The sequence below is a fragment of the Citrobacter sp. wls829 genome (assembly GCF_005280825.1).
GTDB lineage: Bacteria > Pseudomonadota > Gammaproteobacteria > Enterobacterales > Enterobacteriaceae > Citrobacter > Citrobacter gillenii.
Genome location: NZ_SZWP01000079.1, coordinates 46,489 through 67,870 on the forward strand (window position 1 = coordinate 46,489; position 21,382 = coordinate 67,870).

Here is a 21,382-nt window from a genome sequence, read left to right on the forward strand (position 1 = left end):
CCCTCCTTACAGTTCAGCGACAAGTTTGTCCACGATGTCGCTGTTAGCAGCTTCATCCACGGAACGTTCGATGATCTTCTCGGCGCCAGCAACAGCCAGGATAGCGACTTGCTTACGCAGTTCTTCGCGAGCACGTTTACGTTCGGCGTCAATTTCCGCCTGCGCTTGTGCCACGATTTTAGTACGTTCCTGCTCTGCTTCAGTTTTGGCTTCGTCCAGGATCTGAGCGCGGCGTTTGTTCGCCTGCTCAATGATTACCTGAGCTTCCGCCTTCGCTTTTTTCAGCTGGTCGGTCGCGCTGGCCTTTGCAAGGTCAAGATCCTTATGTGCTCGTTCCGCAGAAGCAAGACCGTCAGCAATTTCTTTCTGACGTTTTTCGATGGCTGCCATTAATGGCGGCCATACGTACTTCATGCAGAACAGAACGAACAGGACAAACGCGATGGCCTGGCCGAGGATTGTTGCGTTAAGATTCACAGCACAATGCCTCTATCTAGTTAACGTTCTGATATTGCTCTTAATTCAAGCAACGCTTACTACGCGACAGCGAACATCACGTACAGACCCAGACCTACAGCGATCATCGGGATAGCATCCACCAGACCCATAACGATAAAGAACTGAGTACGCAGCAGAGGAATCAGATCAGGTTGACGCGCTGCGCCTTCCAGGAATTTACCCCCGAGGATGCCGATACCGATCGCAGCACCGATTGCCGCCAGACCCATCATCACAGCGGCAGCCATGTACAGCAGATCCATATTCAGGTTTTCCATGACAGTCTCCAGTTTGTTTCAGTTAAAACGTAGTAGTGTTGGTAAATTAATGCTCTTCAGACGCCATCGACAGATAGACAATCGTCAGAACCATGAAGATGAAGGCTTGCAGCGTGATAATCAGTATGTGGAAAATGGCCCATGGCACATTCAGGATCCACTGTGACCACCACGGCAACAGACCAGCAATCAGAATGAAAATCAGCTCACCGGCATACATGTTACCGAACAGTCGTAAACCAAGAGAGATTGGTTTGGACAGCAGGCTTACCCCTTCAAGGATTAAGTTGACAGGAATGAACGCCCAGTGATTGAACGGCTGCAGCGTCAACTCTTTCGTGAAGCCACCGATGCCTTTCATTTTGATGCTGTAGAACAGAATGAGGATAAATACGCCCAGTGCCATCGACAGGGTGATGTTCACGTCAGCAGACGGAACCACACGCAGAGCCGGCAGGCCAAAGATATGCTCGCCGATGTACGGCAGCAGGTCGATAGGCAGTAAATCCATCAGGTTCATCAGGAATACCCAGACGAAAATCGTCAGGGCCAGCGGAGCAATCAGCTTGCTTTTGCCATGGTACATGTCTTTCACGCTACCATGTACAAAGCCGATTACCAGCTCAATCGCGGTCTGAAATTTACCCGGTACGCCGCTGGTTGCCTTTTTGGCCACGCTACGGAACACAAGCAGGAACAACAGACCCAGAACCACCGAGAAAAACATGGAGTCAATATTGAGCGTCCAGAAGGTGGCTGGGGGGTTGTGCGGATCCACCAGCGAGAATGTACGTAGGTCCAACTGAAGGTTATTCAGATGGTGTCCTATGTAATCCTGCGGCGTCATATTTTCTGAAGCCATGATGCCTTTACCCTTTGTTGTTAATTACAGCCGGTGCCAGTATCTGAACCACCAGCACCAAAACCCACGTAACGATCAGCGGCGTAAATACCGCCTTCAAAACCGCCAACGCCACCACCAGCAAAACCAGCATCGCTAACACCTTGAAGGCTTCGCCGAAGGCGAACGACCAGGCCACTCGACCTCTTGCTGGTGTATGTGCCTGGTGACGCCAGGCAAATATCATAAACAACATATTAGGCAGTAACACTGCCAATCCACCGCACAATGCGGAGATGCCCCAGAAAGGGTCTTTGAGGCTAAACAGCAATCCACTTGCCATTACCACCAGAAGCTGTGTGAGCAAAAGCTTACGTGCAACGTTTCGACTCAAGAGCGACATAGACATCACGTTTTTACTCCTGCTCCCTTCGAGGTACGCCGCGTGTCGTATAAAACGTTCTTTATGGCTTAGAGTCAAGCATCAAAAAGCGGACAAATTATACGGTGCGCCTTCGTGATTTCAAACAATAAGTAGCTAAAAAGTGAATAAATGTTTAAATATTTTTCTCTGGGCCACATTTATTACTTTTTGGCAAACTGTGAACGATCATGCAAAACTGCAAATACCGCGTAAACACTGGCTGCAAAGCGTGCGACAGATCACATATTGAACATATTCACCTTCGCATAATTAAATTGCGTGGCAAATGATGCCTTTTCATCTTTTTGATATTTAAGCCTAAAAATCATCACTCTTTTAAAAATAGCGCCTAACAACAAAAACACCACTCATTGACATTTATAATAAAAAATTAACACACACCGATGATTGTTAGGTTCTATTTTTAGCAGCCTGATATTTTCACAGTTGACTTGTTTCACTTTTAACAAAAAACGGTACGTTATAGTTATGATGCAAAACAGTAAGTCACCGGTGAAATGTAACAACATTTAACCACACGATCACCCCTATTTTTTAACGCCTGACGCACCGTTTTATTTCTATTTTTTTTGACAAATATTAAATTTTGTTTGGCTTAATCACCACCAGATGACGTTCGCCATCCAGTTGTGGAACGCGTAATTTTTCAACCGACTCGACGCTGAACTCAGCAGGCAAAGAGGCAATTTCATCCTCAGGCAACTGCCCCTTCAACGCGTAAAAGCGTCCGTTTTGACCCGGTAAATGATGGCACCAGGTCACCATATCGTTCAGCGAAGCGAAAGCACGGCTGATCACGCCATCAAAAGGCGGTTCCGAAGGAAAATCCTCAACCCGACTTTGTACCGGGGTGATGTTTTCCAGCTTGAGTTCATGCTGCACCTGACGCAAGAAGCGTACGCGTTTCCCCAAACTGTCTAACAGAGTGAAATGCGCATCTGGACGTACAATGGAGAGCGGAATACCCGGCAGTCCAGGACCCGTACCAACGTCAATAAAACGCTCCCCCTGCAGATGTGGCGCAACGACAATGCTGTCCAGAATATGACGTACCAGCATGTCGTTGGGATCACGCACCGACGTCAGGTTGTACGCTTTGTTCCATTTATGCAGCATATCGACATACGCTATCAGCTGATTTTTCTGGTGATCGGTAAGAGATATACCGGCATCGGCCAGCAGACGAGAGAGTTTGTTGAGCACGGTCTTTACCTGTTGATGATAATTTGCCCGATGGCACTAACGCTGACCGGGCCTACAAATTTGTAGGGCGGGCAAGCAAAGCGCCCCCGCCAAAATAGTGTGTCATTAAGCGCTACGGCGCAGCATACCTTGTTTTTTCAGCCATACCAGCAAAATGGAGATGGCGGCAGGCGTAACGCCAGATATGCGCGATGCCTGACCGATAGACACCGGTTTGTGATCGTTCAGCTTAGCAATGACTTCATTCGACAAGCCGGATACCTGGCGATAATCCAGGGTCGCAGGCAACAGGGTGTTTTCATTACGCTGGTGTCTTTCGATCTCGTCCTGCTGGCGAGCGATATAGCCTTCGTACTTAACTTGAATCTCAACCTGTTCAGCGGCCTGAGCATCGTCAAGGCCTGGTGCAAACGCTGACAACGACGTCAGTTGCGCGTAGGTCACGTCCGGGCGACGCAGAAGATCTTCACCGCTGGCCTCACGTGACAACGGGGTCGCCAGGTAAGCGTTCATTTCTGCAGCAGTCTCGGCTAATGGGTTCACCCAGGTCGATTTCAGACGCTGACGTTCTTGTTCAATGCGCTCCAGTTTTTCATTGAAGCGCGCCCAGCGTGCATCATCCACCAGACCCAGCTCGCGTCCTTTTTCGGTCAGACGGAGATCGGCATTGTCCTCACGCAGCATCAAACGGTATTCCGCTCGTGAGGTAAACATGCGGTACGGTTCTTTGGTACCCAGCGTGCAGAGATCGTCCACCAGCACGCCGAGATAGGCCTGAGAACGCGCAGGCGCCCAGCCTTCTTTGTCGGCTGACAGGCGAGCAGCGTTGAGGCCCGCAAGTAAACCTTGCGCAGCGGCTTCTTCGTAACCCGTTGTACCGTTGATTTGTCCGGCAAAGAACAGGCCCTGAATAAATTTGCTTTCCAGAGTCGGTTTTAGGTCGCGCGGATCGAAGAAATCATACTCAATCGCGTAGCCAGGGCGGACGATTCGGGCGTTTTCCATCCCCTGCATTGAGCGCACAATTTGCATCTGCACATCAAACGGTAGGCTGGTGGAGATACCGTTCGGGTAAATTTCGTTGGACGTCAGTCCTTCCGGCTCGAGGAAAATCTGATGCTGGTTCCTGTCGGCAAAGCGCATCACTTTGTCTTCGATCGACGGGCAGTAGCGTGGACCGATCCCTTCGATCACGCCAGCATACATCGGGCTACGATCGAGGTTATTGCGGATCACGTCATGGGTTTTCTCGTTGGTATACGTGATATAACACGGCATCTGGCGCGGGTGTTGAGAGACGTCGCCAAGGAACGAGAAGACCGGCATGGGGTTATCGCTGTTCTGCTGACCCAGCACGCTGAAATCGATAGTACGCGCATCAATTCGCGGTGGTGTACCTGTTTTCAGGCGGCTGACGCGTAGCGGCAGTTCGCGCAGGCGGCGTGACAGCGGAATAGACGGCGGATCGCCTGCACGGCCACCGCTGTAGTTGTCCAGACCGATATGAATTTTACCGTCGAGGAAGGTTCCGACCGTTAAGACCACGGCTTTGGCACGGAACTTCAGTCCCATTTGGGTCACTGCCCCGACAACACGATCGTTTTCCACAATCAGATCTTCAACCGCCTGTTGGAAGATCATCAGGTTTGGCTGATTCTCCAGAGCAGTACGAACGGCCTGGCGATACAGCACGCGGTCTGCCTGAGCACGGGTGGCGCGCACCGCCGGTCCTTTGCTCGCGTTTAGTATCCTAAACTGAATGCCTGCATGGTCGATCGCTTTGGCCATCAGCCCACCGAGCGCATCCACTTCTTTTACCAGGTGTCCTTTCCCAATACCGCCGATCGCCGGGTTGCAGCTCATCTGTCCCAGAGTGTCGATATTGTGTGTCAACAGCAGGGTCTGTTGACCCATTCGCGCCGCGGCCATCGCGGCCTCGGTGCCTGCATGACCCCCGCCAATGATGATGACGTCAAAAGGATCCTGATAAAACATGGTAATTGCCTCGCATAACGCGGTGTGAAAATGGATTGAAGCCCGGGCCGTGGATTCTACTCAACTTTAGTCGATCGAGAAAGACCTTGGATCCTGGGTATTAAAAAGAAGATCTTTTTATTTAGAGATCTGTTTTATTGTGATCTCTTATTAGGATCGCGATGTTCTGTGGATAAGGGCGATCCTCTGAATAAGATCAACACGTTGCTGAGGATCATTAACTGTGAATGATCGGTGATCCTGGTCCGTATAAGCTGGGATCAAAATGAAGGGTTATACACAACTCAAAAACTGAACAACGGTTGTTCTTTGGATAACTACCGGTTAATCCAAGCTTACTACCAGAGTTATCCACACTCGATCGCACGATCTTTACACGTTTTTGAGTAAATTAATCCAGGATCCGAGCCAAACTTCTGCTGGATCTTCCGGAATGTCGTGTTCGAGGACGTTGATCTTGAGTGTTTCGCCTATCTGTTTTGCACCAGACGCGGTCAGTTCAGTCTGTAATTTATCGATCGCGCCACAGAAGGTGTCATATTCGCGACTGCCAATACCGATTGCACCAAAACGAACCTGGGAAAGGTCGGGTTTCTGAGACTGTAGATCGTTATAGAAGGGAAGCAGGTTGTCCGGAATGTCTCCCGCACCGTGCGTTGAGCTGATCACCAGCCAAATGCCACAGCTTGAAAGCTCCTCGACCTGCGGGCCGTGCAAGGTTTCGGTTGAAAAACCTGCATCCTCCAGCTTTTCAGCCAGATGTTCTGCAACGTATTCAGCACCGCCAAGGGTACTGCCGCTGATAAGAGTAATGTCTGCCATGCTCGCCCACCTCTATAAAGAGTGCGTATTGTACGCTGTGAGCGAGCTGGGATCTACCTGTGGAAAAATAGGGGATTAAAAAAAACGATTATGGACGAATAGTACGCATAATCGGGTTCTGCAGGACGATCAAGGTTTCAGTGGACTGAATTTCATCGATTGTTTGGATCTTGTTGATAAGTACCTGCTGTAAGGCGTCGATGGATCGGCACATGACCTTAATAAAGATGCTGTAGTGCCCGGTGGTGTAATACGCTTCGGTTACTTCATCAAGGCTTTCCAGTCTGGCCAGTGCGGACGGATAGTCTTTCGCGCTTTTCAGGATGATGCCGATAAAACAGCCAACGTCATAGCCCAACTGTTTGGGGCTGACGTCAATGCGCGCCCCGGTAATGATCCCAGCCTGTTTCATCTTCTCTACGCGCACGTGGATCGTCCCCGGGCTGACACCAAACTGTTTAGCCAGTTCAGCGTAGGCTGTACGGGCATTTTCCATTAGGGCGTCGAGAATGCCGCGGTCCAGATTGTCGATCTGATAATTTTCCATAGGTTTTTCTTATGTAGATTGATGATTCGCTCTATTTTAGCGGTTTATTTTAACGAATTAAAATCTAATGAGACTTTTTGTTTGTTGATTATTGAATATTGACCGCATTCTGTTGCTTAATCATAGGCAACAGGACACAGGAGTAAACATAATGAAAACCGCTTACATTGCCAAACAACGTCAAATTAGCTTCGTGAAATCTCACTTTTCTCGCCAACTGGAAGAGCGTCTGGGGCTGATTGAAGTCCAGGCACCGATCCTGAGCCGTGTAGGAGATGGCACGCAGGATAACTTGTCGGGCTGTGAAAAAGCGGTGCAGGTGAAAGTGAAAGCTTTGCCAGACGCCCAGTTCGAAGTGGTGCATTCACTGGCGAAGTGGAAGCGTCAAACGCTGGGACAACACGACTTCAGCGCGGGTGAGGGGCTGTACACGCACATGAAAGCCCTGCGCCCGGATGAAGACCGTCTCTCTCCGCTTCACTCGGTCTATGTGGACCAGTGGGACTGGGAGCGCGTTATGGGCGATGGTGAGCGTCAATTCTCCACCCTGAAAAGCACGGTAGAGGCTATCTGGGCGGGAATTAAGGCGACCGAAGCGGCGGTAAGCAAAGAATTTGGTCTGGCACCGTTCCTGCCAGAGCAGATCCATTTTGTTCACAGCCAGGAGTTGTTAGCGCGTTATCCGGATCTTGATGCCAAAGGGCGTGAACGTGCCATCGCGAAAGATCTGGGTGCGGTATTCCTGGTGGGGATCGGCGGCAAGCTCAGCGATGGTCATCGTCATGACGTACGTGCGCCGGATTATGATGACTGGAGTTCGGCTTCCGAACTGGGTTACGCCGGTCTGAACGGCGATATTCTGGTCTGGAACCCGGTTCTTGAAGATGCGTTTGAACTGTCTTCCATGGGGATCCGTGTGGATGCCCATGCGTTGAAACACCAGCTTTCCCTGACGGGCGACGAAGATCGCCTGAGTCTGGAATGGCACCAGGCGCTGCTGCGTGGCGAAATGCCGCAGACCATTGGCGGCGGTATTGGTCAGTCACGTTTGACCATGTTGTTGCTGCAGTTGCCGCATATTGGTCAGGTACAGTGCGGCGTATGGCCGGCGCAGGTCCGTGAAAGCGTCGACTCCCTGCTGTAAGTATTAACGCTGCCAGCGTCTGAGCAGGCGGCTTCGCATCCCGGTATCAAAGCGCCAGATATGATCGAAAATGCGCATGATGCCGGGTTTGCCATGGGCTGACATCGCAACCGCATGAAAACGGTGTTGATGCACCCGCTGTAACTCCCCAACTTTACTCACTACTTCATCAGGCAATCGCTGAGCGATAAAATCCGAAATCACGACCGCGTCAGCATCAAACCACTCCCGTCCCTGCATCCTTTCAATAATGGCGCGAAAACAGCTGGCAATATCCGTACCGCCGCGAAAACGCTGGCTTAAGAAACGGATCGCCTGCTCAATGCCCTGTGGACCAGACAGTTCGTAGCGCACAACTTCAGTCGAAAATAACATGATGTAGCAGCGACGGTTATCGGCAAGGGCTACGCGCATTAGCGCCAGACAAAAGGCTTTCGCGCACTGCTCATTAAATCCTCCCATTGAACCCGACGTATCCACGCAGACAATAAATGGTCCGCGAGGCTGCTCGTCAAAATCCTGATGCACGACCGGGCGCTCGGTGACTTTTTCACGCCAGGCTTCGCCATGCAGGCGGTATGTCAGCAGCTGTTTTTCCACTAGCCGCCGATAGAACTCATATTCCAGTTCGGTGATGCCAAGGGTCGCCAGCTCCGGAGGGAGTAAACGCAGAATATCGTCGCTTTGTTGGATGCCATCAACCTGCTCCGGGACGGTGGCGGGTTCGCGTACCAGCGTGCGAAAGGTTTCCATTGGCGCATCTTTCCGCGGAACCGATTTGGCTTCCCGGGAGCGTCCCAACTGTTCGGCTAAGCGTTGGAGTTCGGGCTGCTGCGTCAGGAAATCACCGTACTTCACGATCAACTGGTAATCGCCGCGCTTGATTTGACCTGCGCTCATGTCCCATAAACGGCCTGCGGCGGTGTCGTTTTCCGCCAGCACCGGATCCAGCTGTCCGCTCAGCGTCATACGTTCCTGAACTTCACTGAGCAATTGTTCGCGTTCTTCTTCCAGCAACTGGTGATTCAGCGTGGTGGTTTGAATCACCAGGCTTAAACGCCAGCGTTGTAAAAACAGCGTGTGCAGCGCGGGAGTGAATGTACTGTTGCCATCAACCAATTGTTGGGCTTGCCCGGCATAGGGGGAATGTAACCGGTGCAGTAGCGTTAATATTTGCGGTAACTGGACGATAAACTGCGGGGTGGAAAGGAGCTGACTTTGCTGGTAGCACATCACTTCTTCCGTCAGTTCCGGCGGTACGCGGGTATCTTTCAGACGGTTGCGTAATGCCTCGCGCCAGCGGGGAAGATCGTTGGCTATCGCCTTTTTTAGCCGGGGGAATTTTTCAAAAAAAACCGCCAGCTGTGGGGAGGCCAGCAGCGCGAGGATCATCTCTTCGATCATCCCCTCTTCGCTTACCGCCAGCATGATATTCAGCGTATCAAGCGTCAGCATTGCTGTGCCTGGCGGATCTGCTCGCCAACGTCTTGCAGGCTGGCTTCAATCCGGCCTAACCAGTCGCTATGGATAAACAGACATTTTTGCTGTTCGCTAAACCCGCGGTGCTGCTGGTGCCACTCGGTATCGAGCGCCTCAAGCTGCTCTTTTATCTCGCTGGGCATATTCTCTCTCGATGAACCCGGAAGTGCCAAGCGGGAGCCTTGTAAGCTGACGTCGCGCACGACCAGGTGCTGGTCGCTGTCGACTTCCATATTCAGCGTCTGGGCAAAGCCTATGCCGTTTAGCTTGCCGCGGATCTCACTGCCTTTGGTCAGCCACTGCTCCAGCGCGCTACGCTCAAACGCAATATGAATAACGTCCATATCATGCAGTTTTAAAGGCTTTTGTAGCAGCAACGTCACTACCGCCGTATTAACGTCTGCAGGTAAATCATAATGTGGACGACGGCTGAACATCCCACCCTGGCGAATAACGGTAAAGGCGGTTTTATCGCTCTGTTGCTGCTGTAACTGGAGGCGGCGCTGCACAATCGCGCCGAGGCGCGTTAGCATTGATTGCTGCTGCCAGGCGTGTCCGGTCATCAATATTTCAATCTGCTGCTGCATCAGATTCAGGCTTTGTGCATCGTACCACAGGCAATCTTTCAACAGGATAAGATCGATAGGCGCAACCGCATCGCGTCCGCTAAAGAAGGCGCTGGCCTGCAACAGGCGGATCGCTTTTTTCCAGCGACGGTCAGAGACGTAAGGAGCGTTCGGTAGTGCATCCAACTGCTGGCGCAGCGTATAGACCAACTCAAAGACGCGATCGGGAAGCGTGATGGTGCCGATATCTTTTTGCCACTGGTAATACTCTTCATCGGTCACCTGTAACGTTGCCGGAACAGGGTTGTCGCTTTCATCCTGCTGGCTTAACAACATGGAGCGGAAGTTGGCCTTGTCCTGCACCTTGTCCAGCCACAGGCGAATTAGCATACGGTCGTACAGTGCTTCCAGGCTGCTGTCTGCTTCAGGCAGTTCGTTGGAGGCCGCCACCAGCAGACGCATCGGGATTTTTTCCTCAAACGCGCCGTTGCGGAAGTGGCGTTCGTTAATGGCGGTCAGCAGGGTGTTGAGGATGGCCGGGCCCGCCTTCCAGATTTCATCCAGAAAAACGATTTCAGCTTCGGGAAGATAACCCGCCGTTAAGCGCTCATAGCGCCCTTCATCTTTCAGGGCCTGAATAGATAGCGGGCCGAAGACTTCTTCTGGCGTGGAGAAGCGCGTCATCAAATATTCGAAAGCGCGCGCATTTTTAAACGCAAACTTCAGCCGACGTGCAATTAAGCTTTTTGCGATCCCTGGCGGGCCGAGTAAGAACACACTCTCACCGCTAAGCGCCGCCAGCAGGCACAGACGAATGGCGTGGCTACGTTCATAGAGTCCCTTTTCCAGCGCATTGCTCAGACGGGAAATTCTTTCCGCTAATAAATGTGGGTGAGCCATAATGAAGTGGCGTCCTTTCGCCAAATGTACTGCGTAAACTGCGAGTATAGATGCTTCACACCAGTGCAGTAATAGACTGAAGGTGCGCTTATTTTTCTTTGAGCCAGATTAATCTGGTCTCATTTAGGGGTACGATTTTGCGATTAATCGTGCATACTGTGCGCCTTTTTGTGGGCCAAGGGACTACGCACACATTTCTTATATATACACCAAATCAATCAAGCTGCACGAAGACGGTAAATGAGTTATCTCCTGGGATGGGCGGAATAACGAGTGAAGCCAATGGAAGCGGCCTGAAGAATGACGTGTATAAACGAAAGACGAGTCTATGAGCACTGATAATAAGCAATCATTGTCTGCGATTACCCTTGCAGCTATTGGGGTTGTCTACGGTGATATTGGTACCAGCCCACTTTATACACTCCGTGAATGTTTGTCTGGGCAGTTCGGTTTTGGCGTTGAACGTGATGCCGTGTTTGGTTTTCTCTCGCTGATTTTCTGGCTGCTGATCTTTGTTGTCTCCATCAAGTACCTGACGTTTGTCATGCGTGCGGATAACGCCGGAGAAGGCGGGATCCTGACGCTAATGTCACTGGCCGGGCGTAATACGTCTGCGCGAACGACCTCAATGCTGGTCATTATGGGGTTGATAGGCGGCAGCTTCTTCTATGGTGAGGTGGTGATTACGCCGGCCATTTCGGTGATGTCGGCGATCGAAGGTCTGGAGATCGTGGCACCGCAACTGGATACCTGGATTGTTCCGCTCTCTATTATTGTCCTGACACTGCTGTTTATGATTCAAAAGCACGGTACTGGTACCGTGGGTAAGCTTTTTGCACCTATTATGCTGGTTTGGTTCCTGGTGCTGGCGGTGTTGGGCGTACGTAGCATTATTGCTAACCCGGAAGTGCTGCAGGCGTTAAACCCAATGTGGGCGGTGCATTTCTTCCTCGAATATAAAACGCTGTCGTTTATTGCGCTGGGCGCGGTGGTGCTGTCGATCACCGGCGTTGAAGCGCTGTACGCGGATATGGGCCACTTTGGTAAGTTCCCCATTCGCCTGGCGTGGTTTTCTGTAGTGTTACCTTCGCTGGTGCTGAACTATTTTGGCCAGGGTGCATTGCTGTTAAAACATCCGGAAGCGATCAAAAACCCGTTCTTCCTGCTGGCACCGGACTGGGCGTTGATTCCCCTGCTGATCCTTGCCGCGCTGGCCACGGTTATTGCCTCGCAGGCGGTGATCTCTGGCGTATTCTCATTGACGCGGCAGGCGGTACGTCTGGGATATCTGTCGCCGATGCGTATCATCCATACTTCAGAGATGGAGTCAGGGCAAATCTATATTCCGTTCGTCAACTGGATGCTGTACATCGCCGTGGTGATTGTGATTGTCAGCTTTGAGCACTCCAGTAACCTGGCCGCCGCGTACGGTATTGCGGTAACGGGGACGATGGTGCTGACGTCTATTCTGTCGACAACCGTGGCGCGCAAAAACTGGCACTGGAATAAATACTTTGTGTTCCTGATTCTGGTGGCCTTCCTGTGCATTGATATTCCGCTGTTCTCCGCGAACCTTGATAAGCTGATTTCTGGTGGTTGGCTGCCGCTGACGCTGGGTCTGGTGATGTTCACCATCATGACCACCTGGAAAAGCGAGCGCTTCCGTCTGCTGCGTCGTATGCATGAACACGGTAATTCTCTGGAGGCGATGATTGCTTCTCTGGAGAAATCGCCGCCGGTACGCGTGCCTGGCACAGCGGTGTATATGTCCCGTGCCATGAATGTCATCCCGTTTGCGCTTATGCATAACCTCAAACATAACAAGGTGCTGCATGAACGCGTGATCCTGCTGACGCTGCGTACAGAAGATGCACCGTATGTTCATAATGTGCGTAGGGTGCAAATTGAGCAACTGTCGCCGACCTTCTGGCGCGTGGTGGCCAGCTACGGCTGGCGCGAAACACCAAACGTAGAGGAAGTGTTCCATCGCTGCGGGCTGGAAGGCCTAAGCTGTCGGATGATGGAAACCTCGTTCTTCATGTCGCACGAGTCGCTGATTGTCGGCAAACGTCCGTGGTATTTACGCCTGCGCGGCAAATTGTATCTGCTGTTGCAGCGCAATGCGCTACGTGCACCGGACCAGTTTGAGATCCCACCTAACCGGGTGATTGAACTCGGGACGCAGGTCGAGATTTAACGTTACCGACGCCCTCTTTCATGAAGAAAGAGGGCGTTTTGTTTTCCCCCTCACATTTTCCTTTCTTCTGATGATATGGCTTGCGAAACGTTTCGATGACGATCACATTTTCGTAACGTCATGGTGGTTTTATGTGCATTCTTCAGACTAAACTTATCACCAGCGAAACGTTTCGCTAGTGGGGAAAGAAAATGAAGAAAGGCACGGTACTCAACTCTGAAATTTCATCGGTGATCTCCCGTCTGGGGCATACCGATACGCTGGTGGTGTGTGATGCGGGTTTACCCATCCCAAATAGTACTACGCGTATCGATATGGCATTAACCCAGGGCGTACCTTCTTTTATGCAGGTACTGGACGTGGTCACGCGTGAAATGCAGGTCGAGTCGGCCATTCTCGCGACGGAAATCAAACAACATAATCCGCAACTCCACGAAACGTTGCTCAGCCACATTGAGCAACTGCAACAACACCAGGGAAATACCATAGAAATTCGTTACACCACGCATGAACAATTCAAAAAACAAACCGCAGACAGTCAGGCGGTAATTCGCAGCGGAGAATGTTCTCCGTATGCGAATATCATTCTTTGTGCTGGCGTCACGTTCTGAGGCCATCATGAACGCACTACTGCAACTCAAAGGGATCGATAAAGCGTTCCCGGGCGTTAAAGCGCTATCCGGCGCCGCGTTGAATGTTTACTCCGGCCGCGTTATGGCGCTGGTGGGAGAAAACGGCGCGGGCAAATCCACCATGATGAAAGTCCTGACCGGTATCTACACTCGTGATGCCGGTTCGTTATTATGGCTGGGGAAAGAAACCACCTTTAACGGTCCTAAATCCTCTCAGGAAGCAGGGATCGGCATCATTCACCAGGAACTGAACCTGATCCCGCAACTCACCATCGCCGAGAACATTTTCCTCGGCCGTGAGTTTGTGAATCGGTTTGGCAAAATCGACTGGAAGACGATGTATGCCGAAGCAGACCAGTTGCTGGCTAAACTTAATCTGCGTTTTAAAAGCGACAAGTTGGTCGGTGAGCTATCGATTGGCGATCAGCAGATGGTTGAAATCGCCAAAGTGCTGAGCTTTGAATCCCGGGTCATCATTATGGATGAACCGACGGATGCGTTGACGGATACTGAAACCGAATCCCTGTTCCGCGTGATCCGTGAACTGAAATCTCAGGGACGCGGCATTGTCTATATTTCTCACCGCATGAAAGAGATTTTCGAAATTTGTGATGATGTGACGGTGTTCCGTGATGGGCAGTTTATTGCCGAACGTGAAGTGGCCTCACTGACAGAAGATTCACTCATTGAAATGATGGTGGGACGTAAGCTGGAAGATCAGTACCCGCGGCTGGATAAAGCGCCTGGCGATGTGCGCCTGAAGGTCGATAACCTGTGCGGCCCTGGAGTGCATGATGTGTCATTCACGCTGCGTAAAGGTGAGATCCTTGGCGTGTCGGGTCTGATGGGTGCCGGACGTACCGAATTGATGAAAGTGCTGTACGGCGCGCTGCCGCGCACCAGAGGTTACGTCACGCTTGACGGGCATGAAGTGGTTACGCGTTCTGAACAGGATGGGCTGGCCAACGGCATCGTCTATATTTCTGAAGACCGCAAACGCGACGGCTTAGTGCTGGGCATGTCGGTGAAAGAGAACATGTCGTTGACCGCATTGCGTTACTTCAGCCGTGCGGGCGGCAGTCTGAAACACAAAGATGAGCAGCAGGCGGTGGGCGATTTTATCCGTCTGTTCAATGTGAAAACGCCCTCGATGGAACAGGCAATCGGCCTGCTCTCCGGTGGCAATCAGCAAAAAGTGGCGATTGCGCGTGGTTTGATGACCCGGCCCAAAGTGCTGATCCTCGATGAACCCACGCGCGGCGTGGACGTTGGGGCTAAAAAAGAGATTTACCAGCTAATCAACCAGTTTAAGGCTGATGGGCTGAGCATCATTCTGGTCTCTTCGGAGATGCCAGAAGTATTGGGCATGAGCGATCGCATTATCGTCATGCATGAAGGGCATCTCGGCGGTGAATTCACTCGCGAGCAGGCCACTCAGGAAGTATTAATGGCTGCCGCTGTGGGCAAGCTTAATCGCGTGAATCAGGAGTAAAAAAGATGACTACCCAGGCTGTTTCTGGTCGCCGTTATTTCACTAAAGCATGGCTTCTGGAGCAAAAGTCGCTCATCGCTCTGTTAGTGCTGATCGCGATTGTTTCCACCATGAGCCCCAACTTTTTTACCGTTAATAACCTGTTCAACATTCTCCAGCAAACGTCGGTTAACGCCATCATGGCCGTTGGTATGACGCTGGTTATTCTGACGTCGGGTATCGATCTGTCTGTGGGTTCGCTACTGGCGCTTACCGGTGCCGTTGCTGCTTCGATTGTGGGTCTTGAAGTCAACGCGTTGGTGGCCGTTGCCGCTGCGCTGGCGTTAGGTGCGGCGGTTGGTGCCGTGACTGGCGTTATTGTGGCAAAAGGCCGCGTGCAGGCGTTTATCGCCACGCTGGTGATGATGCTGCTGCTGCGCGGCGTCACCATGGTGTACACCAACGGCAGTCCGGTAAACACCGGCTTTACCGACAATGCCGATCTGTTTGGCTGGTTTGGTATTGGTCGTCCGTTAGGCGTCCCTACGCCAGTATGGATCATGGGGATTGTCTTCCTGGCCGCGTGGTACATGCTGCACCATACCCGTCTGGGTCGATATATTTATGCGCTGGGCGGTAACGAAGCGGCAACGCGTCTGTCCGGTATCAGCGTCAATAAGATCAAAATTATCGTTTATTCACTCTGTGGGCTGCTGGCATCGCTGGCAGGCATCATCGAAGTGGCGCGCCTCTCCTCAGCGCAACCGACGGCGGGTACCGGCTATGAGCTGGATGCTATCGCGGCGGTAGTATTAGGCGGCACCAGCCTGGCTGGCGGTAAAGGACGTATTGTTGGTACGCTGATCGGCGCACTGATTCTCGGTTTCCTCAATAATGGTTTGAATTTGTTAGGTGTTTCCTCCTATTACCAGATGATCGTTAAAGCAGTGGTCATTTTGCTGGCGGTACTGGTAGACAACAAAAAGCAGTAACAACGACTACAGGACATCTTAAATATGAACATGAAAAAACTGGCTACCCTGGTTTCTGCTGTTGCGCTGAGTGCCACCGTGAGCGCGAATGCGATGGCAAAAGATACCATTGCGCTGGTGGTCTCTACCCTTAACAACCCGTTCTTTGTCTCTCTGAAGGATGGGGCGCAAAAAGAAGCCGATAAGCTAGGTTATAACCTGGTGATTCTGGACTCGCAGAACAACCCGGCGAAAGAGTTGGCGAACGTTCAGGACTTAACCGTGCGTGGAACCAAAATTCTGCTGATTAACCCAACCGACTCCGATGCCGTGGGTAATGCCGTGAAGATGGCTAACCAGGCGAAAATTCCGGTGATCACCCTAGACCGTCAGGCAACCAAAGGGGACGTTGTCAGCCATATTGCGTCTGATAACGTGCTGGGCGGTAAAATTGCCGGTGACTACATCGCGAAGAAAGCAGGCGAAGGTGCGAAAGTTATCGAACTGCAGGGTATTGCCGGAACATCGGCGGCGCGTGAGCGTGGCGAAGGTTTCCAGCAGGCCGTTGCGGCACACAAATTTAACGTGCTGGCTAGCCAGCCGGCAGATTTCGACCGTACCAAAGGTCTGAACGTTATGCAGAACCTGCTGACCGCGCATCCTGATGTGCAGGCCGTATTTGCTCAGAACGATGAAATGGCACTGGGCGCGCTGCGTGCTCTGCAAACGGCGGGTAAATCTGATGTGATGGTGGTTGGATTTGACGGCACGCCTGATGGCGAAAAAGCGGTAAATGATGGCAAACTGGCTGCGACCATCGCTCAGTTACCGGATCAGATTGGCGCGAAAGGCGTTGATATTGCGGATAAGGTACTGAAGGGCGAGAAGGTTCAGGCTAAATATCCGGTTGACCTGAAGCTGGTCATCAAGCAGTAATAGCGATTCAGGCCGCTCGCGACCTGATGGCGACATAAATACGCCATCCTCAGAGCGTTGAAGATGAAAGCGTAAAAAGAAAAGCAGGGCACGCGCCACCCTAACCCGGTGGCGCACTTTGACTTGGAATTCCGAACATGAAAACCGCAGGCAACCTCGTTGTACTTGGCAGCATTAATGCCGATCACATCCTTAACCTTAACTCTTTTCCGACACCTGGCGAAACTGTAACCGGTAGCCACTATCAGGTCGCATTTGGCGGAAAAGGCGCGAACCAGGCGGTTGCTGCGGGTCGTAGTGGTGCGAATATCGCCTTCATTGCCTGTACAGGAGATGACGATATTGGTGAGCGTGTACGTAAACAATTAGCCAGCGATAACATCGATATTGCGCCTGTTAGCGTGATTTCTGGCGAAGCGACCGGCGTGGCGCTGATTTTTGTTAACGCGGAAGGCGAGAACGTTATCGCTATTCATGCCGGGGCGAATGCCGCACTTTCTCCTGCGTTAGTGGAAGCTCAACATGACCGTATTGCGCAGGCCTCGGCCTTACTGATGCAGTTAGAGTCGCCCATTGAAAGCGTACTGGCTGCAGCAAAAATTGCGCGTCGACATAATACGACGGTCGCGCTTAATCCGGCTCCGGCTCGTGAACTCCCTGACGAACTGCTGTCGCTGGTAGATATCATTACTCCGAATGAAACGGAAGCTGAAAAGCTGACCGGGATCCGGGTAGAAAACGATGAAGATGCCGCTAAAGCAGCGCTGGCGCTGCACGCAAAGGGAATTCACACCGTACTGATTACCTTAGGAAGTCGTGGTGTGTGGGCTAGCGTAAACGGTGAAGGTCATCGTGTTCCTGGTTTTAAAGTGGACGCCGTTGATACCATCGCTGCCGGTGATACCTTTAACGGTGCGTTAATTACCGCGTTACTGGAAGAGACACCGTTGCCTGAGGCGATTCGCTTTGCGCATGCGGCCGCGGCGATTGCGGTAACGCGTAAAGGTGCACAACCTTCCGTTCCGTGGCGCGAAGAAATTGAGGCGTTTTTAGGTCAGCAGAGGTAACGCTTGGCTACAATGAAGGACGTTGCCCGCCTGGCGGGTGTTTCCACGTCGACGGTTTCTCACGTCATTAATAAAGATCGCTTTGTCAGCGAGGCTATCACCGGAAAAGTTGACGCTGCGATTAAAGAGCTTAACTATGCGCCTTCCGCGCTGGCGCGTAGCCTCAAGTTGAATCAGACTCGCACCATTGGCATGTTAATCACAGCCAGTACCAATCCCTTCTATTCAGAACTGGTACGCGGCGTTGAGCGCAGCTGTTTTGAGCGCGGCTACAGTCTGGTTTTGTGCAACACCGAAGGCGATGAACAGCGCATGAATCGTAATCTGGAGACACTGATGCAAAAGCGGGTGGACGGCTTACTGCTGCTCTGCACCGAAACCCATCAGCCTTCCATGGAGATCATGCAGCGCTACCCTTCTATTCCCACCGTGATGATGGACTGGTCACCCTTTGAAGGGGAAAGTGACCTGATTCAGGACAATTCCCTACTGGGTGGCGATCTGGCAACTCAGCATCTCATTGATAAGGGTTTTACGCGCATAGCTTGTATTACCGGTCCACTGGATAAAACGCCGGCACGTTTGCGGCTGGAGGGATACCGGGAAGCGATGAAGCGTGCAGGGCTGGATATTCCTCAGGGCTATGAGATCACCGGTGATTTTGAGTTCGGCGGTGGGTTTGAAGCCATGCAAACGCTGTTGTCACATAACCAGCGACCACAGGCCGTTTTTGCGGGCAATGATGCAATGGCTGTGGGGGCGTATCAGGCTCTGTATCAGTCAGGATTGCGCATTCCGCAGGATATGGCGGTCGTGGGCTATGATGATATCGAACTGGCGCGCTACATGACGCCACCGCTCACCACTATCCACCAACCGAAAGATGAACTGGGTGAGCTGGCCATCGACGTATTAATCCACCGCATGGCGCAGCCCGCTTTACAGCAACAGCGCCTGCAGCTTACTCCTGTTCTGATGGTGCGGGGGTCGGTTTAGACTTATGCCGATCATTGATCAGGTTGCGGCCATCTTTGGCTTTTAGCAGCATGAACATCAGCGCTGATATCACCGTAATCGCGCCCATCGTAATAAAGGTATAGTGGAACTGTTCTACCGTATTGGTTCCTTCCATGCCTTCATAGACACGCAGTACGGCGGCGCTAATCGCCACCCCTAAGCTGATCGACAGCTGCTGCGTGACGGCTAACACGCTGTTGCCACTACTGGCATTATCATCGGTTAGATCCGCAAGGGTAATGGTATTCATTGAAGTAAACTGGGTGGACATTCCCATACCTAAAATGAACAGCGGCAGGATCAGCATCCAGACTGGCATCGCGGGAGATTGCAAAGAGAACTGAGCAATCATCAGGCCGATAAATACCGTGACGCCGACCAGCGTGGTGCGGTAGCCAAGACGACGCAGAACCTGCGTCACCATCGATTTCGCCAGAATAGATCCCAGCGCCGTCGGCGCCATCATGCAACCGGCTATTAGCGCCGGGTAGCCAAAGCCTACCTGCAACATCAGCGGCATTAAGAAAGGGACACACCCCGTTCCCAGACGTGTGGCAAGGTTTCCCGCGATACCGACCGAGAAGGTGCGGGTCTTAAAGATTGGCAGAGAAATTAACGGTGTGGGATGGCGGCGCGCGTGGCGGATGTAAGCGAGCAGCAGCAAAATACTGCCAAGAATAATGCTGAGAGCGACCCAACTGGCGACAAGCTTTTCACCGAACAACTCTACTCCGCTAGAGAACAGTACCAGACTCAGACCAAAGAGAAAGAAGCCAGTCATATCAAAACGGCGGCGCGGCGTCGTGAAGTTAGGCATATATTTGCGGGCGTAGAAGATGCCGGCGATGCCAATCGGAATATTAATCAAGAAGATCCAATGCCAGCTGGCCCACGTGACCAGTACTCCGCCCAGGACCGGACCTAAAATGGGTCCCACCAGTCCCGGCATAGTCACGAAGTTAAGGACCGGGAGCAGCTCACTGCGCGGGTAGGCGCGTAATAGCGCCAGGCGGGCAACCGGCATCATCATTGCACCACCAATGCCTTGTATCACGCGGAAAATAACCAGTTGGGTTAAAGAGCCGGAGAGTGCACAGGCAAGTGAACCCAGAGTAAACAGACTCACGGCAATCATAAAGATACGTCGGGTGCCGAAGCGGTCAGCCAGCCAGCCACTTACCGGGATCAACATCGCTACCGTCAGGGTGTAGCTGATAATGGCAGACTGCATGGCGAGTGGGGAGCGGTTGAGGCTGTGCGCGATGGCGGGTAACGCAGTATTAAGGATGGTGGCGTCTAATGCCTGCATAAAAAAGGCCATGGCTGCGATCCATGGCAGTCCGGCCATACTGCGCGATTTCTTTTCAGGCATGTTATTTATCCGGGAGATCGTTAGGAGCTATCAGCAATGCCTGGCAGGCGGTGAAGGCGCGATCGCCATCGCTCTCCTCTATGGCATCGACAATAGCCTGATGCAAATCCAGCTTTACCACGTCGTTATAGGTAATAGAGGTAAAATAGGTCTGGTAGACGGAATGGAATAACGAGGCAAAGGAGATCAGAAATGGATTCGCACTCATTTCATAGATGTGCTCATGCCAGGCGATATCAACCTCAATCCAGCGCTCGCGCTTAAAGTTCCTTTTCAGCTCGACCATCTCTTCCATTAACGTAGTCAGATGTGCTTTTTGTTCTGCTGTGCCGATAGTCGCCGCCAGTAAACAGGCTTGAGGCTCCAGGCTAATGCGCATCACCAGAAAATGTTTGATGACCTGAGGGAAATTATCTTCCGTCATCCACCAGGTGAGCAGTTCCTGATCGAGAAAGTTCCAGTTTGCTTGTGGCATAACGCGAGTACCAATACGCGGGCGCGGTAATACCATACCTTTTGCCGTTAATGTCTTTACCGCTTCCCTTACCGCTGTACGGCTCACACCGAACTGGCTGCCCAGTTCTATTTCACCTGGTAGGATGGCGCCTGGCGCGTACTCACCTTTTAATATTCGCTGAGCCAGCTTTTCGGCCAGAACATAGGAAAGGTTTTTCTGTGCGGCTAGCTGTTGGGCATTTAAAGGCATGAATGTTCTTCCTTACTCTTTCTCTTATTCATTAGTATGCCATCAGGAAGTGTGATTGCGGTTGCAAAAACGGCAGATTGCTTATTTTATGGCATGTTAAAGACAGTTTTGGTGAAATAACGCGCACTCAGAAAGTTATTTTAAATTTCCTCTTGTCAGCCTGAAATAACTCCCTATAATGCGCCTCCACTGACACGGAACAACGGATTACAAGCCGCCGGGTCAGCGAAGTTCCACTGAGAATCTTGCGGAGAAAAGCAGAAATTAAATGCTTGACTCTGAATGAGGAAAACGT

At 51.8% G+C, this 21,382-nt stretch carries 20 protein-coding genes; 8 read left to right on the forward strand and 12 right to left on the reverse strand.

Going from position 1 to position 21,382, the window contains the following annotated elements; all coding sequences use genetic code 11:
* Positions 1–6 precede the first annotated feature (6 nt).
* The 8 genes from atpF to asnC form a co-directional block, all read right to left on the reverse strand.
* Entirely contained in the window at positions 7–477 is a 471-nt protein-coding gene (atpF, locus tag FDW88_RS18220) for a F0F1 ATP synthase subunit B (RefSeq protein WP_003827022.1), read from the reverse strand.
* A gap of 59 nt (positions 478–536) precedes the next feature.
* Positions 537–776 carry a F0F1 ATP synthase subunit C gene (atpE, locus tag FDW88_RS18225; RefSeq protein ID WP_000429386.1) on the reverse strand — a complete coding sequence of 80 codons (240 nt, stop codon included), beginning with the start codon at positions 774–776 and terminating at the stop codon, positions 537–539.
* 46 nt (positions 777–822) lie between these two features.
* Complete coding sequence (gene atpB / locus FDW88_RS18230; RefSeq protein WP_096758978.1) at positions 823–1,638, reverse strand: F0F1 ATP synthase subunit A; 816 nt, start codon at positions 1,636–1,638, stop codon at positions 823–825.
* A gap of 7 nt (positions 1,639–1,645) precedes the next feature.
* Positions 1,646–2,026, reverse strand: a complete 381-nt coding sequence (gene atpI / locus FDW88_RS18235) for a F0F1 ATP synthase subunit I (protein ID WP_096758977.1) — start codon at positions 2,024–2,026, stop codon at positions 1,646–1,648.
* Positions 2,027–2,641: 615 nt separating this feature from the next.
* Positions 2,642–3,265 (reverse strand): 16S rRNA (guanine(527)-N(7))-methyltransferase RsmG, encoded by a 624-nt coding sequence (rsmG, locus tag FDW88_RS18240; RefSeq protein WP_115259873.1) that lies wholly within the window; start codon positions 3,263–3,265, stop codon positions 2,642–2,644.
* A 105-nt stretch (positions 3,266–3,370) separates the two neighbouring features.
* Complete coding sequence (gene mnmG, locus FDW88_RS18245) at positions 3,371–5,260, reverse strand: tRNA uridine-5-carboxymethylaminomethyl(34) synthesis enzyme MnmG (protein ID WP_137363094.1); 1,890 nt, start codon at positions 5,258–5,260, stop codon at positions 3,371–3,373.
* A 372-nt stretch (positions 5,261–5,632) separates the two neighbouring features.
* Positions 5,633–6,082, reverse strand: coding sequence for an FMN-binding protein MioC (mioC, locus tag FDW88_RS18250; protein ID WP_115259872.1), 450 nt, complete (start codon positions 6,080–6,082; stop codon positions 5,633–5,635).
* Between the two features lie 88 nt (positions 6,083–6,170).
* Positions 6,171–6,629 (reverse strand): transcriptional regulator AsnC, encoded by a 459-nt coding sequence (asnC, locus tag FDW88_RS18255; protein WP_045449013.1) that lies wholly within the window; start codon positions 6,627–6,629, stop codon positions 6,171–6,173.
* A 151-nt stretch (positions 6,630–6,780) separates the two neighbouring features.
* Between asnC and asnA the strand changes: the two genes are divergently transcribed.
* Positions 6,781–7,773, forward strand: coding sequence for an aspartate--ammonia ligase (gene asnA / locus FDW88_RS18260; protein WP_137363095.1), 993 nt, complete (start codon positions 6,781–6,783; stop codon positions 7,771–7,773).
* A gap of 3 nt (positions 7,774–7,776) precedes the next feature.
* Here asnA and viaA read toward each other — a convergent pair whose 3' ends face one another.
* Both viaA and ravA read right to left on the reverse strand, forming a co-directional pair.
* The gene (gene viaA / locus FDW88_RS18265) at positions 7,777–9,228 is read right to left on the reverse strand and encodes an ATPase RavA stimulator ViaA (RefSeq protein ID WP_117342610.1); all 1,452 of its coding nucleotides are present in this window, start codon (positions 9,226–9,228) and stop codon (positions 7,777–7,779) included.
* Positions 9,222–10,718 carry an ATPase RavA gene (gene ravA / locus FDW88_RS18270; protein ID WP_137363096.1) on the reverse strand — a complete coding sequence of 499 codons (1,497 nt, stop codon included), beginning with the start codon at positions 10,716–10,718 and terminating at the stop codon, positions 9,222–9,224. Before ravA ends, viaA begins: the two co-directional genes overlap by 7 nt.
* 328 nt (positions 10,719–11,046) lie before the next feature.
* Here ravA and kup point away from each other — a divergent pair, with 328 nt between their 5' ends.
* From kup to rbsR, 7 genes are all read left to right on the forward strand, one after another.
* Positions 11,047–12,915: a low affinity potassium transporter Kup gene (gene kup, locus FDW88_RS18275; protein WP_115259869.1), complete on the forward strand. Its 1,869-nt coding sequence runs from the start codon at positions 11,047–11,049 to the stop codon at positions 12,913–12,915.
* Between the two features lie 191 nt (positions 12,916–13,106).
* Complete coding sequence (gene rbsD, locus FDW88_RS18280; RefSeq protein WP_061075803.1) at positions 13,107–13,526, forward strand: D-ribose pyranase; 420 nt, start codon at positions 13,107–13,109, stop codon at positions 13,524–13,526.
* A gap of 7 nt (positions 13,527–13,533) precedes the next feature.
* A complete protein-coding gene (rbsA, locus tag FDW88_RS18285; protein WP_137363098.1) occupies positions 13,534–15,039 on the forward strand; it encodes a ribose ABC transporter ATP-binding protein RbsA in 1,506 nt (501 codons plus the stop codon).
* A gap of 5 nt (positions 15,040–15,044) precedes the next feature.
* Positions 15,045–16,010, forward strand: a complete 966-nt coding sequence (rbsC, locus tag FDW88_RS18290; RefSeq protein WP_096758968.1) for a ribose ABC transporter permease — start codon at positions 15,045–15,047, stop codon at positions 16,008–16,010.
* A gap of 24 nt (positions 16,011–16,034) precedes the next feature.
* Complete coding sequence (rbsB, locus tag FDW88_RS18295; RefSeq protein WP_096758967.1) at positions 16,035–16,925, forward strand: ribose ABC transporter substrate-binding protein RbsB; 891 nt, start codon at positions 16,035–16,037, stop codon at positions 16,923–16,925.
* 137 nt (positions 16,926–17,062) lie between these two features.
* Positions 17,063–17,992 carry a ribokinase gene (gene rbsK, locus FDW88_RS18300; RefSeq protein ID WP_115259866.1) on the forward strand — a complete coding sequence of 310 codons (930 nt, stop codon included), beginning with the start codon at positions 17,063–17,065 and terminating at the stop codon, positions 17,990–17,992.
* A 3-nt stretch (positions 17,993–17,995) separates the two neighbouring features.
* Positions 17,996–18,988, forward strand: coding sequence for a ribose operon transcriptional repressor RbsR (rbsR, locus tag FDW88_RS18305; protein WP_096758965.1), 993 nt, complete (start codon positions 17,996–17,998; stop codon positions 18,986–18,988).
* Here rbsR and mdtD read toward each other — a convergent pair.
* Positions 18,954–20,381 (reverse strand): multidrug transporter subunit MdtD, encoded by a 1,428-nt coding sequence (gene mdtD / locus FDW88_RS18310; protein WP_096758964.1) that lies wholly within the window; start codon positions 20,379–20,381, stop codon positions 18,954–18,956. The genes rbsR and mdtD overlap by 35 nt on opposite strands.
* 1 nt (position 20,382) lies before the next feature.
* Entirely contained in the window at positions 20,383–21,087 is a 705-nt protein-coding gene (locus FDW88_RS18315) for a FadR/GntR family transcriptional regulator (RefSeq protein ID WP_096758963.1), read from the reverse strand.
* Positions 21,088–21,382 lie beyond the last annotated feature (295 nt).

Bases quoted from the DNA above. Each gene is read 5' to 3' on its own strand.
- atpE (WP_000429386.1), bottom strand. From the start codon at position 776: ATGGAAAACCTGAATATGGATCTGCTGTACATGGCTGCCGCTGTGATG.
- atpB (WP_096758978.1), bottom strand. From the start codon at position 1,638: ATGGCTTCAGAAAATATGACGCCGCAGGATTACATAGGACACCATCTG.
- atpI (WP_096758977.1), bottom strand. From the start codon at position 2,026: ATGTCTATGTCGCTCTTGAGTCGAAACGTTGCACGTAAGCTTTTGCTC.
- mnmG (WP_137363094.1), bottom strand. From the start codon at position 5,260: ATGTTTTATCAGGATCCTTTTGACGTCATCATCATTGGCGGGGGTCAT.
- mioC (WP_115259872.1), bottom strand. From the start codon at position 6,082: ATGGCAGACATTACTCTTATCAGCGGCAGTACCCTTGGCGGTGCTGAA.
- asnC (WP_045449013.1), bottom strand. From the start codon at position 6,629: ATGGAAAATTATCAGATCGACAATCTGGACCGCGGCATTCTCGACGCC.
- asnA (WP_137363095.1), top strand. From the start codon at position 6,781: ATGAAAACCGCTTACATTGCCAAACAACGTCAAATTAGCTTCGTGAAA.
- viaA (WP_117342610.1), bottom strand. From the start codon at position 9,228: ATGCTGACGCTTGATACGCTGAATATCATGCTGGCGGTAAGCGAAGAG.
- ravA (WP_137363096.1), bottom strand. From the start codon at position 10,718: ATGGCTCACCCACATTTATTAGCGGAAAGAATTTCCCGTCTGAGCAAT.
- kup (WP_115259869.1), top strand. From the start codon at position 11,047: ATGAGCACTGATAATAAGCAATCATTGTCTGCGATTACCCTTGCAGCT.
- rbsD (WP_061075803.1), top strand. From the start codon at position 13,107: ATGAAGAAAGGCACGGTACTCAACTCTGAAATTTCATCGGTGATCTCC.
- rbsA (WP_137363098.1), top strand. From the start codon at position 13,534: ATGAACGCACTACTGCAACTCAAAGGGATCGATAAAGCGTTCCCGGGC.
- rbsC (WP_096758968.1), top strand. From the start codon at position 15,045: ATGACTACCCAGGCTGTTTCTGGTCGCCGTTATTTCACTAAAGCATGG.
- rbsB (WP_096758967.1), top strand. From the start codon at position 16,035: ATGAACATGAAAAAACTGGCTACCCTGGTTTCTGCTGTTGCGCTGAGT.
- rbsK (WP_115259866.1), top strand. From the start codon at position 17,063: ATGAAAACCGCAGGCAACCTCGTTGTACTTGGCAGCATTAATGCCGAT.
- mdtD (WP_096758964.1), bottom strand. From the start codon at position 20,381: ATGCCTGAAAAGAAATCGCGCAGTATGGCCGGACTGCCATGGATCGCA.
- FDW88_RS18315 (WP_096758963.1), bottom strand. From the start codon at position 21,087: ATGCCTTTAAATGCCCAACAGCTAGCCGCACAGAAAAACCTTTCCTAT.